Genomic DNA, 12258 nt, shown 5'->3' with positions numbered 1-12258 from the left:
CGCCATCATGCAGGACCTGCGTCCTGCCTCCGGCGCGCGCGGGGGAGGGGGCGCCGCCCCCTCTTGAGCCCTTGCGGGCCCAATTCACCCCCGGAGTATTTCCAGCCTGGTGATGTTGCAGAAGGGGCGCCTTGCAGGCGGCCTCCTTTTGCCGCTTGCGGATCCGCGGTCTGACAGCGGGCGCGTCGGGTGACAAATCCGCGCCAGGCCCCCATCATCACCAGGCCCCAAATACTCCCGCCGGAGGCGCCCCGCCCCGCAGGGGCGCAAGCAAGCCCAGAACGGCGGGACACAAGAAAAGGGCGGCTCCGCAGAGCCGCCCTTTGCAATTTCGGGATGTGCCGCCGATCAGCGGGTTTCCACGTCCGTGTAGTCGCGCGAGGTCTCGCCGACATAGAGCTGACGGGGGCGACCGATGCGCAGGGACGGATCCTCGATCTGTTCCTTCCACTGCGAGATCCAGCCGATGGTGCGCGAGAGCGCGAAGATCGGGGTGAACATCGACGTCGGGAAGCCCATGGCCTCGAGGATGATGCCCGAGTAGAAGTCGACGTTCGGGAAGAGCTTCTTGTCGGCGAAGTAGGGATCGGCAAGCGCTTGCTTTTCCAGCTCTTTCGCGACCTGCAGCGTCGGGTTGTTCTCGATGCCCAGCAGTTCCAGAACCTCGTCCGCGCTTTCCTTCATCACCGTCGCACGGGGATCGAAGTTCTTGTAGACGCGGTGGCCGAAGCCCATCAGGCGGAACGGATCGTTCTTGTCCTTGGCGCGGGCGATGTACTCGGGGATCTTGTCGACCGTGCCGATCTCGCGCAGCATCTCGAGGCAGGCCTGGTTGGCGCCGCCGTGAGCGGGGCCCCAGAGGCAGGCGATGCCGGCCGCGATACAGGCGAAGGGGTTGGCACCCGAAGAGGAGGCCAGGCGCACGGTCGAGGTCGAGGCGTTTTGCTCGTGGTCGGCGTGCAGGGTGAAGATCCGGTCCATCGCGCGGCTCAGGATCGGGTTCACCTCGTATTCCTCGGCCGGGACCGAGAAGCACATGCGCAGGAAGTTGGACGCGTAGTCCAGGTCGTTGCGCGGGTACACGAAGGGCTGGCCGACGGTGTACTTGTAGGCCATGGCGGCGATGGTCGGCATCTTGGCGATCAGGCGGATCGAGGCGACCTCGCGCTGATGCGGATCATTGATGTCGGTGCTGTCGTGGTAGAAGGCGGACATCGCCCCCACGACACCGACCATGATGGCCATCGGATGCGCATCCCGGCGGAAGCCGGTGAAGAAACGGTGCATCTGCTCGTGCACCATGGTGTGGCGCGTCACCAGCGTCTCGAAGTCCTCGAGCTGCTTGGCCGAGGGCAGGGCGCCGTAGAGCAGCAGGTAGCAGACTTCCAGGTAGTGCGACTTGCCGGCCAGCTGGTCGATCGGGTAACCGCGATGCAGCAGTTCGCCCTTCTCACCGTCGATGTAGGTGATGGTCGATTCGCAGGAGGCGGTGGAGGTGAAGCTCGGGTCATAAGTGAACATGCCGGTGGTGGCATAGAGCTTGCGGATGTCGATGACATCGGGCCCGGCAGAGGGCGAAAGCACCGGGAATTCGTAGCTCTCACCGTCGACCGTCAGAGTCGCCGTCTTCTTAGGTTCAGACATTCTTGATATCCCTTCCTCTGTTCCCGCACCGGCCCGTCGCAGCGACAGCCCGGCGCCCCTTCTCTTTCACGGCGCCTCTCAACGAAAGGTTAAGCAGCACCGTTGCCGGTCACATCCCCGAGCCTGAGAAGCACTTCTTCCCGGCCAAGGACCAGCATCATGTCGTATACGCTCGGCGTCGCGGACCGGCCTGCCAGTGCTGCACGCAGGGGTGCGGCAAGCTGGCCGAACTTCATCTCGCGAGCTTCGGCGAAAGTCGTCAGTTCCCCCTCCAGATCCTGACGCGTCCAGCTAGCATTTTGCAAGTGCGGCGTCAATTCGGTCAGTATACCGATGGATACTGGGTCAAGCGATTTGGCCGCTTTCTCTTCAACCTGAAGGGGGCGTTCTGCCAGGCAGAAGTGAGCCTTATCAAGAAGTTCCGGGAAGGTCTTGGCGCGCTCCTTCAAGACCGGCATGGCCAGGGAAAGGAGATTAATTTTTTGCTCGGACAGCGCGGGCTGCCCGGTGACTTCGCGGAAGGCCAAGGTCTCTTTCAGCAGTGCAGCATTGTCGGCCGCGGCGATGTGCTGGCCGCAGATATTGGCCAGCTTCTTGAAATCGAAACGGGCCGGAGATTTGTTCATCCCGTCGAAGCCGAACCATTCCTGGGCCTGGGCGTCGGTGAAGTATTCATCATCGCCGTGCGACCAGCCGAGACGGGCCAGGTAATTGCGCAGGCCGGCGGCGGGATAGCCCATGTCGCGGTACTCTTCGACACCAAGCGCCCCATGGCGCTTCGACAGTTTCTTGCCGTCTTCGCCGTGGATCAGCGAGATATGACCGTAGACCGGCAGCTCCCAGCCCATGGCGGTGTAGATTCCCATCTGCCTGGCGGTGTTGTTGAGGTGATCGTCACCTCGGATCACATGGGTCACGCCCATGTCGTGGTCGTCCACCACCACTGCCAGCATGTAGACAGGCGTGCCGTCCGAGCGCAGCAGGATCATGTCGTCGAGCTGATCGTTGCGGATCGTCACGCGCCCCTGCACCTGGTCCTCGATCACCGTCTCCCCCTCCTGCGGGGTCTTCAGGCGGATCGCGTAGGGCGCATCGGGGTGGCTGGCGGGATCGGCATCACGCCAGGGGCTCTGGAACAGGGTCGAGCGTTTCTCGGCCCGCGCCTGCTCGCGGAAGGCTTCGATTTCTTCTTGGGTCGAGAAGCACTTGTAGGCGGCGCCCTTCTCGAGCAGCTCCAGCGCGACGGCGCGGTGGCGCTCGGCCTGCTCGAACTGGCTGACGATCTCGCCGTCGTGGTCGAGACCCAACCAGGCCATGCCGTCGATGATCGCCTGCGTCGCCTCGGGGGTCGAGCGGGCGCGGTCGGTGTCCTCGATCCGGATCAGGAACTTGCCGCCACGGCCCCGCGCGAAGAGCCAGTTGAACAGCGCCGTGCGGGCGCCGCCGATATGCAGGAAGCCCGTGGGCGAGGGGGCGAAGCGGGTGACGATCTGATCGGACAAGGGGAGATCCTAACGATTGATTAACCATACGCGGCATAGCGTTTCGGGCATTGTCTATCGGCGGGCCGGAGGCGAGACAAGTGCGGCGGCTGGTACAGATCATGCGGCAGGCCCTGCTGGCACAGCGCGGGCATATGTTCCCCTGGGTTCCGGTCTTCCTGGGCCTGGGCATCGGCTGGTACTTCACGCTGCGTCAGGAGCCGGGACCGGAACTGCGGCTGGCGTTGCCGGTGCTGACTGTGGTGCTGTCGGGCCTGGCCTGGGGCGCGTCGCGGCGGGACAGGCCGCTGTTGCAGGCGGGTTTCGTGGCGCTGGCGCTGATCGCGGGGGGGATGTGGCTGGCGGCAGAGCGCGCCGCGCGGGTCTCGGCTCCGGTGCTGGGCTATCGCTACTATGGTCCCGTGGAAGGGCGCATCATCGGCATGGACCGTTCGGCTTCGGACGCGCTGCGCCTGACGCTGGACCAGGTGCGACTGGGCCGCATGGCGCCCGCGCGCACCCCGGCGCGGGTGCGCATTTCCCTGCACGGAGACGGCGGCACGGTGCCGCGTCCGGGGCAGCGCGTCATGACCACCGGCCATCTCTCGCCCCCCGGCGGCCCGGTCGAGCCCGGAGGCTTCGACTTCCGCCGCCACGCCTGGTTCCAGAAGCTGGGCGCCGTCGGCTACACGCGCATCCCGCTGCTCGGGGTCGCCCCACCCGAACCCGGCGCCGCCCGCATCTTCCGGGCCCGGATGGCCCTGGCCGAGGCCTTCCGCCAGGCCCTGCCCGGCGAGACCGGCGCATTTGCGGCGGCGATCACCGCGGGCGATCGCTCGGGCATGGGGCAAGAGACCTTGCAGGCGCTGCGGGTGGCCAACCTGGCCCATCTTCTGGCGATCTCGGGGCTGCACATGGGGCTGCTGACGGGCTTCGTCTTTCTTTCCCTGCGCCGCCTGCTTGCCGTGTCCGAGCGCCTGGCCCTGCACCTGCCGCTGCGCAGCATCGCGGCGGCGGGCGCGCTGGTGGTGGCGGTGATCTACCTCGGGCTCTCGGGCGGCTCCATCGCCACCGAGCGCGCCTTCGTCATGGTCGCCGTGGTGCTGGTCGCCGCCATGGCGCTGCGCCGAGCCCTGACCCTGCGGGCGGTAGCGCTGGCCGCACTGGTGGTGCTGGGGTTGCGCCCCGAGGCGCTGCTGTCGCCGGGTTTCCAGATGTCCTTCGCCGCAACCCTGGCGCTGGTCTGGATCTTCTCGCTGATGACGCCGAAGGACGGGCAGGGGGCTGGCTGGCCGGGCCGGGGCTGGCGTGGCCGGGTACTGACACTTGTCATCTCCTCGGCCGTGGCGGGGGCGGCCACGGCGCCTGTGGCGGCGGCGCAGTTCAACCAGCTGGCGCATTACGGGCTGCTGGCCAACCTGCTCTCGGTGCCTGTGATGGGCACGCTGGTGATGCCCGCGGCGCTGGTCTCGGTCCTGCTGATGCCGCTCGGGCTCGAGGCGCTGCCGATGACACTCATGGGCTGGGGGCTGGACTGGATCCTTGCGGTGGCGCGTTTCACGGCGGGGCTGGAGGGCGCGCGCGGCACGGTGCCAAGCCCGCCGCCGGTGGCCCTGCCGATGCTCTGCCTCGGCGGGCTCTTCGTGATCCTATGGGCAGGGCGGGCGCGCTGGCTTGGCGTCGCGCCGGTGGCCCTGGCCCTGATCCTCTGGCAGGGCACCACCCGCCCCGACATCCTGATCGCCGAGACCGGCGGCCTCGTCGGCGTGATGACGCCTGAGGGCCGGGCGCTCTCGCGCGAACGCTCTGAAAGCTTCACCGCAAGGGTCTGGCTGGAGAACGACGGCGACAAGGCGCAACAGCTCGAGGCCGCCGGGCGCTGGCAGGCGGGCACAGCGATCCGCCACGCGACGGGCAAACGCGCCGCCGGGGCCGCCGGACCCTGCGAGGAAGCAGAGATTCTGGTGCTGAACGTCGAGGCCGCGCTGGCAAGCAGGGCTACCGGCTGCGAGATCTACGACCCCGCCCGACTGCGCCGCACCGGTGCGGTGGCGATCTACCTCGACAAGCAACTGGTCGTCACGGCCAGCGAGACCGACGGCACCCGCTACTGGAACAGCCCCGAGCTGTCCCGCAGTCCGGGCCTCTGGGCCTCTCTCGGACAGCGCCTCTCGCGCAGCGACCTCACCGCCGCGCGCGGGCCGGAATAGCAAAAGGACGCCCGACCGGGGCGCCCTCTTCATGTCATCACCAGGCTGAAAATACTCCGGGGGAGTCCGCGTCAGCGGACGGGGGCAGAGCCCCCACGCCCCCTCAGTAGCTGCGGATCAGCCCGACCAGCCGTCCCTGCACCCGCACCTTGTCGGCGGGCAGGGTGCGCGTGGCATAGGCGGGGTTGGCGGCCACCAGGTCGATCGAGCCGGACTTGCGGTAGATCTTCTTCAGCGTCGCTTCCTGCTCTTCCACCAGCGCCACGACGATATCGCCGTCATCGGCGGTGGCGGTCTCGCGGATGATCACCACGTCGCCATCGTTGATCCCGGCCTCGATCATCGAGTCGCCGCTGACCTCCAGCGCATAGTGATCGCCACCACGCGACAGCATCGAGCCCGGCACGGCGATATGGGAAGCCACTTCCGAGATCGCCTCGATCGGGACACCGGCGGCAATCTTGCCCATCACCTGGAGTTCCTGCGCATGCAGCGCCTCCAGCGGCTGCCCACCCGAGGGCCGGTCGGCCGCGGCCGAGGCATCTGCGCCGCCGTCGATTACGCGGGGCCGGAAACCACGGCTGGTGGCGGCCTCCTTGGCGAGCAGGCTGTCGGGCAGCTTGACGATTTCGATGGCGCGCGCGCGATGCGCCAGGCGGCGGATGAACCCGCGCTCTTCCAGCGCGGTGATCAGCCGGTGGATGCCCGACTTCGAGCGCAGGTCCAGCGCTTCCTTCATCTCGTCAAAGGACGGCGGCACCCCGTCACGGGCCATACGCTTGTGGATGAATTCCAAAAGATCTAGCTGCTTTTTCGTCAGCATTGCGGGGGCTCCTGCTCTGGTCCTCTGGGTTCGTTCTACAGGTGTTCCCGTTTTGTGTCAACGAAGCCGGTTGAATCCAGCTCAAAGCGGCAGGTAGGGCAGGATCTCTCCGGCGCGGGCGGCGGGCGCCTCGGGCGGGCGCATGATCAGCGCGCCGGCCTCCGAGAGCAGCGACAGCAGGGAGCTGTCCTGCGAGCCCGCGGGGCGCAGGCCCTCGGGCGAGAGCAGGGCGCGCATGTAGTGGGCCCGCGGGCCGTTGGCGGGCAGGTCTTCCAGCAGCGGCGCGCGCGCCAGCGGCGCGGGCGCGGGCGGCAGGCCCTGCAGGGCGCGCAGCACAGGGGCCACGAAGACATGGCCGCAGACCATGGCGGAGACCGGGTTGCCGGGCAGGCCGATCATCATCGCGCCGCCCATCTCGGCCCCCATGCGTCCGGCCATCAGCGGTTTGCCCGGCCGCATGGCGACCTTGTAGAAGCTCTGCTCCATCCCGAGATCGGCCGCCACGCGGCCAACCAGGTCATGGTCGCCCACCGAGGCGCCGCCGATGGTGACGACCAGGTCGGCTCCACTGGCCAGCGCGAAGGTGGCCTCCAGCGAGGCGCGGCTGTCGCGGGCCAGCGGCAGCAGGCGGACCGTCGCGCCATGGGCGCGGAAAAGCGCCTCTAGCCCGAAGGTATTCGAGGCGATGATCTGGTCGGGGCCCGGGTCCTCTCCGGGCAGCACCAGCTCGTCGCCGGTCGAGATCAGGGCGACCTCGGGGCGGCGCGAGACGGTGAGGCGCGGGGCATTCATCGCCGCCAGCAGCGCCACGTCGGCCGGCCGCAGCAGGCGAGGGGCGGTCAGGCGGTCTCCGGCGCGGAAGTCGATGCCGGCGGCGCGGATATGGGGGCCGGTGTCGAGGCGCTCGCCAAGGGTTATGCGATCACCTTCGCGGGTCACATCCTCTTGCAGCACCACGCGGGTTGCGCCGTCGGGGATGGGGGCGCCGGTGAAGATGCGGACGGCCTGACCGGCGCTGACGGTGCCATCAAAACGATGCCCGGCGGCGCTTTCGCCGATAACCTCGAAGCTGGCGCCCACGACCGCCTCTTCCGCAATCAGCGCATAGCCGTCCATGGCGGAACCGGCAAAGGGCGGCTGATCCCGGCGCGCCACAGCATCTTCGCGCAACACACGTCCTGCGGCCTCGCGCAGGGGCACCTCTTCGGTGCCAAGGGGCTGCGCCAGCGCGAAAAGCTGCGCCAGGGCCTCGTCGACCGAGATCATTGCGCCTCGAAGCGGCCCGACTTGCCGCCGTCCTTCAGCAGCAGGCGGATGGCGGTGATCTCCATCGCCTTGTCGGCTGCCTTCACCATGTCATAGACGGTCAGCGCAGCGGTCGAGACGGCGGTCAGTGCCTCCATCTCGACGCCGGTCTGGCCCGAGGTCTTCACGGTGGCCTCGATACGCAGGCCCGGCAGGGCCTCGTCCGGGGTGATCTCGAGGGCGACCTTGGTGATCGGCAGCGGGTGGCAGAGCGGGATCAGGTCAGAGGTCTTCTTGGCCCCCATGATCCCCGCCAGCCGGGCGATCCCGGCGACATCGCCCTTCTTGGCCTCGCCCGAGGAGATCAGCGCCAGCGTCTCGGGTGCCATGCGGACAAAGCCCTCGGCCACCGCGAGGCGCGCGGTTACTGCCTTTTCCGAGACATCCACCATATGGGCATCGCCCTTGCCGTCGAAATGGCTGAGCGCCATTACATCACCCCGCCGGTCGGCTGGGCCAGCAGCTTGCGGGTGGCACCGGCCACGTCGTCCTGGCGCATCAGGCTTTCGCCGATGAGGAAGCAACGGGCCCCGTAGCGGGCCATTTCGGCCAGGTCCTCGGGACCGTGCAGCCCGCTTTCCGAGACCAGGATACGGTCCTCGGGGGCCAGACGCGACAGCTTGCGGGTGGTGTCCAGCGAGGTCTCGAAGGTCTTCAGGTTGCGGTTGTTGATGCCCAAGAGGCGGCTTTCCAGGTGCGCGGCGCGCTCCAGCTCTTCCTGGTCATGCACCTCGATCAGCGCATCCATGCCCCATTCGGTGGCCGCCGCCTCGAGCTCGGCCGCCTGCTCGTCCGAGACGGAGGCCATGATGATCAGGATGCAATCGGCGCCCATGGCGCGGGCTTCGGCCACCTGGTAGGTGTCATACATGAAGTCCTTGCGCAGCACCGGCAGCGAGCAGGCGTTGCGGGCCATCGGCAGGAAGTCCTTGGACCCTTGGAAGGACGGCGTATCGGTGAGCACCGACAGGCAGGTGGCGCCACCCTCTTCATAGGCCCCGGCGATCCATTCGGGATCGAAATCCTCGCGGATCAGCCCCTTGGAGGGCGAGGCCTTCTTGACCTCGGCGATCAGCCCGTAGCCCTGGCGCGAGGCCTCGTGCAGGGCGTCGGCAAAGGGGCGCACGGGCGAGGCCTGACGGGCCGCGTCCTCGACTTCCGACAGCGATTTCGCGGCCTTGTCGGCGGCAATCTCTTCCAGCTTGTAGGCCTTGATGCGGTCCAGCACGGTTTCGCTCATCCTGAGGCTCCCTTCTGCGCGGACCCCTGGCCGGTCCAGTTGATTTCGGTCTCTCCTCTCGCTCTAAGCCAGTTGTTGACCTTTGAAAATGGCCGCGAGCCGAAAAACCCGCGGCGCGCGGAGAGCGGAGAGGGATGCGGCGAGGCAAGCACCAGGTGGTCCTGCCCGGCAATATAACGCTGATAGCTTTGCGCGGGTTTCCCCCAGAGCAGGAAGGCGCGCGGGCGGTCCGACAGGCGGGCCATGACCTCTGCGGTCAACTGCGACCAGCCGAGCCTGGCATGGGCGCCGGCCTCGCCCGCCGGCACCGAGAGCGCGGTATTGAGCAGGAGCACGCCCTGGGCGGCCAGGAAACGCAGGTCGGCGTCGGCCGGGCAGGAGCCCAGGTCCTCGGTCATTTCCTTGTAGATATTGCCCAGGGACCGGGGCAGCGGGCGCACATGGGGTTCGGCCGAAAAGGCCAGCCCATGGGCATGTCCGGGCGTCGGGTAGGGGTCCTGGCCCAGGATCACCACGCGCACCGCCTCGGGTGGGCAGGCGTCGAGCGCGGCGAAGCGCTGCGGCGCGGGCGGCAGGATCTGCCGGGTCTCCGCCGCAAGGGTCGTGGCTATGCCGGGATAGCTTTCGGCGAAGAAGGGCAGATCCGCCCAGGCCGGGGGCGGTGCGGGCTGGCCTTCAGGCAGGCTCATGCGGCGGCTGTGGTCAGCGCAGCCAGCGCCTCGATCCGGGCGCGGGCGGCACCGCTGTCGATGCTCTCGGCGGCGATGCCCGCGGCTTCCTTCAGGTCGGACGAGTGGCCCGCGACCACCAGGGCGGCGGCGGCGTTCAGCAGCACCGCATCGCGGTAGGCCGAGGCCTCGCCTGCCAGCAGCGCGCGCATGGCGGCGGCGTTTTCCTCGGGCTGGCCACCGATGATGGCCTCGAAGGGATGCACCGGCAGGCCAGCCTCTTCGGGGTGCAGCTCGAATTCCCGGATGGAGCCGTCCTCTTCGAGGGCGGCGACCCAGGAGATGCCCGAGATCGCCAGCTCGTCCGTGCCGTCCGAGCCATGCACCAGCCAGGCCTTCTCGGAGCCGAGGGCGCCCAGGGTTTCGGCCATCGGGCGGATGATCTCGCGCGAGAAGGCGCCGGTGAGCTGGCGGCGGACTCCGGCGGGATTGGTGAGCGGCCCGAGGATGTTGAAGATGGTGCGCGTGCCCAGCTCGGCGCGGGCGGGGCCCACGTGGGCCATGGCCGGGTGATGCATGGGTGCCATCATGAAGGCGATGCCGGTCTTGGCCAGGGCTTCTTCGACGATCTGCGCGCCGACCATGACGTTGATGCCCATCTGGCCGAGCGCATCCGCCGCGCCGGACTTGGACGACAGGTTGCGGTTGCCATGCTTGGCCACCGGCACCCCCGCGCCGGCCACCACGAAGGCGGTGGCGGTCGAGATGTTCAGCGTGCCCTTGCCGTCGCCGCCGGTGCCGACGATATCCATGGCGCCTGCGGGGGCCGTCACCTTGTGGCACTTCGAGCGCATCACCGAGGCGGCCGCGGTATATTCCTCGACCGTTTCGCCACGGGTGCGCAGCGCCATCAGGAAACCGCCGATCTGGGCCGGGGTCGCCTGGCCCTCGAACAGGAGCTCAAAGGCCTGCTCGGCCTCCTCGCGGCTGAGCGCGCGGCTGGCGGCGGCGGCGATGAGCGGCTTCAGGGCATCGGACATTCGGGCTCTCCTCACCCCCTTTCCGAGGGCGGATATGGTGGTATAGTTTCCCGACACCCCAAGGGGGCGTGGTCTTGGCAGGACCCGTGGCGCAGCGGCGCTCCGGGTCCGCCGGTCCGCAGCGGGACGGCGCGGGGAGGCCGCGCTGACGGGCCGTTGCATTGATCCCGCGCCAGCCGGGCAGCGTCAAGGGCTGTTCCGGGACGCGGGGGCGAAATGACAGGCGGGCCGGGGCTTGGCCCGGTCCAGACCGGGCGAAAGACCCGGAGAGAGCGAGAGGGTCGAGTGGCACGCGGTGCGATTACTGGATTTGTCTGGGGAAGCCTCCTGACCGGGATGGCGCTGGCCACGGCTTCGCTGACCGCGCCGCCTCCTGGGGGCGTGCCGGTCATGGGGGACATGGCGCAACCGCCTGCCACCGAGGCCACGACGCCGCCCGAGGCGGAGGTCTCGCCGGAGCCGGAAGAAGAGGCCGACCAACAGCCAGAGGCGGAGCCGGAAGCGGCGCCAGAGGCCGAAGCGGAGCCGGAGATTGATCCTGCCCCTGACGCCGAGCCGGCGGCCGAGCCCGAAACCGTCGCAGAGCCCGCGCCCGAGAGTGCGGACGAGCCCGAAGCCGCGCTGTCGGAAGAGGTTCCCGCAGAACCCGCCCCTGCGCCTGCAGAACCTGCCGAGGCTGCCGAACCGGCGCGCGAGCCCGAGGCAGAGGTGACGCTGCAGGGGCTTTCCCCCGTCACCCCGCCGGCGGAAAGCGCCGGTGGCACGACCATGGCCGCCTCTGACCCGGTTGAAAGCGCCCCGACGGGCTTCCCGGCGAGCGAGCTTGACGCGCTTGGCACGGCCCCCGAGATCGCGCCGGAAGTCTCGGTTGAAACCGCGCCCGAGAATGCGGAAGGCGCTGAGACGGAGCTGGCCGCCATGTCCGTGCCCGAGGCGGAGACGCCTGCGCCGGAGGCGGAGGCTGACCTCAGCCCCGAGCCCGAAGACCTCGCACAGCCCGAGATCAGCCCGCGCCTGCCGCAGGTCGGCGAGACGGCTGCGACCGAGGCAGAGGCACCGCGTCTGCCGGGCAAGGCCGCCGACGGGCCTCTCACCCTGCGCGAGGACGCGCCCGATGCCACCTCGGTCCGGCCCTTCGAGGCCTACGCCGTGGACTACGACGCCACCGACCCGCGGCCGCGCATGGCGGTGGTGCTGATCGACGCGGGCGACAGCCCCGTGACCTTCAACGCCCTGCGCCGCTTCCCCTATCCGCTGAGCTTCGCGCTTGATCCCTCGCTGCCCGATGCCACCCGCACCATGCGCGCCTACCGCGATGCGGGCTTCGAGGTGCTGGCGCTGAGCGATCTGCCCGAGGGGGCAGCTCCTGCCGATGTCGAGACCGCCACCCAGAGCTGGATCGGCGCCATGCCCGAGGCGGTGGCCCTGATGGAGGCCACCCCCGGCGCGCTGCAACGCGGCCGCGAGAGCTCCGAGCAGCTGGCGGCGGCGCTGGCGGAGATCGGGCAGGGGCTGGTGCTCTACCCCGAAGGGCTGGATACCGCGCGCAAGCTGGCCGAGCGCGAAGGCGTACCGGCGGCGACGCTCTTCCGGGATTTCGATGCCAAGGGCGAGGATCAGAAGGTCATCCGCCGCTTCCTCGACTATGCCGCGCTGAAGGCGGACCAGGAGGGCGGCGTTGTCATGGTGGGCCGTCTGCGCCCCGAGACGGTCTCGGCGCTGCTGGTCTGGGGCCTTGCGGACCGTGCCGGCAAGGTGCAGCTGGTGCCGGTGACCGCGGTTCTTGCGGACAGGGGCGAATGACCCCGCGCCGGAACCCCACGGGCGGGCGTGATCCGGCGGAATGG

Annotated in this window: 10 protein-coding genes; 2 read left to right on the top strand and 8 right to left on the bottom strand. The window is 68.9% G+C overall.

The window, feature by feature from the left end:
* Positions 1 to 348: 348 nt before the first annotated feature.
* Both CRO50_RS15180 and gltX read right to left on the bottom strand, forming a co-directional pair.
* The gene (locus tag CRO50_RS15180; RefSeq protein ID WP_097146778.1) at positions 349 to 1644 is read right to left on the bottom strand and encodes a citrate synthase; all 1296 of its coding nucleotides are present in this window, start codon (positions 1642 to 1644) and stop codon (positions 349 to 351) included.
* Positions 1645 to 1733: 89 nt separating this feature from the next.
* Complete coding sequence (gene gltX, locus CRO50_RS15175) at positions 1734 to 3146, bottom strand: glutamate--tRNA ligase (RefSeq protein ID WP_097146777.1); 1413 nt, start codon at positions 3144 to 3146, stop codon at positions 1734 to 1736.
* Positions 3147 to 3226: 80 nt separating this feature from the next.
* Between gltX and CRO50_RS15170 the strand changes: the two genes are divergently transcribed.
* Positions 3227 to 5335: a ComEC/Rec2 family competence protein gene (locus tag CRO50_RS15170; RefSeq protein WP_332835702.1), complete on the top strand. Its 2109-nt coding sequence runs from the start codon at positions 3227 to 3229 to the stop codon at positions 5333 to 5335.
* 103 nt (positions 5336 to 5438) lie between these two features.
* Here the strand turns inward: CRO50_RS15170 and lexA are convergent, their stop codons facing one another.
* The 6 genes from lexA to trpD all read right to left on the bottom strand — a co-directional run bounded on the left by lexA (position 5439) and on the right by trpD (position 10411).
* Positions 5439 to 6158 (bottom strand): transcriptional repressor LexA, encoded by a 720-nt coding sequence (gene lexA / locus CRO50_RS15165; protein WP_097146776.1) that lies wholly within the window; start codon positions 6156 to 6158, stop codon positions 5439 to 5441.
* An 81-nt stretch (positions 6159 to 6239) separates the two neighbouring features.
* Entirely contained in the window at positions 6240 to 7424 is a 1185-nt protein-coding gene (locus CRO50_RS15160; RefSeq protein WP_097146775.1) for a molybdopterin molybdotransferase MoeA, read from the bottom strand.
* Positions 7421 to 7894, bottom strand: a complete 474-nt coding sequence (gene moaC, locus CRO50_RS15155) for a cyclic pyranopterin monophosphate synthase MoaC (RefSeq protein ID WP_097146774.1) — start codon at positions 7892 to 7894, stop codon at positions 7421 to 7423. The genes CRO50_RS15160 and moaC overlap by 4 nt, the downstream gene beginning before the upstream one ends.
* Complete coding sequence (trpC, locus tag CRO50_RS15150; RefSeq protein WP_097146773.1) at positions 7894 to 8703, bottom strand: indole-3-glycerol phosphate synthase TrpC; 810 nt, start codon at positions 8701 to 8703, stop codon at positions 7894 to 7896. The genes moaC and trpC overlap by 1 nt, the downstream gene beginning before the upstream one ends.
* Positions 8700 to 9392 (bottom strand): uracil-DNA glycosylase, encoded by a 693-nt coding sequence (locus CRO50_RS15145; RefSeq protein WP_097146772.1) that lies wholly within the window; start codon positions 9390 to 9392, stop codon positions 8700 to 8702. The genes trpC and CRO50_RS15145 overlap by 4 nt, the downstream gene beginning before the upstream one ends.
* Positions 9389 to 10411, bottom strand: coding sequence for an anthranilate phosphoribosyltransferase (trpD, locus tag CRO50_RS15140; RefSeq protein ID WP_097146771.1), 1023 nt, complete (start codon positions 10409 to 10411; stop codon positions 9389 to 9391). The genes CRO50_RS15145 and trpD overlap by 4 nt, the downstream gene beginning before the upstream one ends.
* A 285-nt stretch (positions 10412 to 10696) precedes the next feature.
* Here trpD and CRO50_RS15135 point away from each other — a divergent pair, with 285 nt between their 5' ends.
* Positions 10697 to 12214, top strand: a complete 1518-nt coding sequence (locus CRO50_RS15135; protein WP_179747298.1) for a polysaccharide deacteylase family 2 protein — start codon at positions 10697 to 10699, stop codon at positions 12212 to 12214.
* Positions 12215 to 12258 lie beyond the last annotated feature (44 nt).

The organism is Pseudooceanicola antarcticus, assembly GCF_900215355.1.
In the GTDB taxonomy this organism is placed as follows: Bacteria; Pseudomonadota; Alphaproteobacteria; order Rhodobacterales; family Rhodobacteraceae; genus Pseudooceanicola; species Pseudooceanicola antarcticus.
This window is presented reverse-complemented; position numbering and strand designations above follow the sequence as displayed.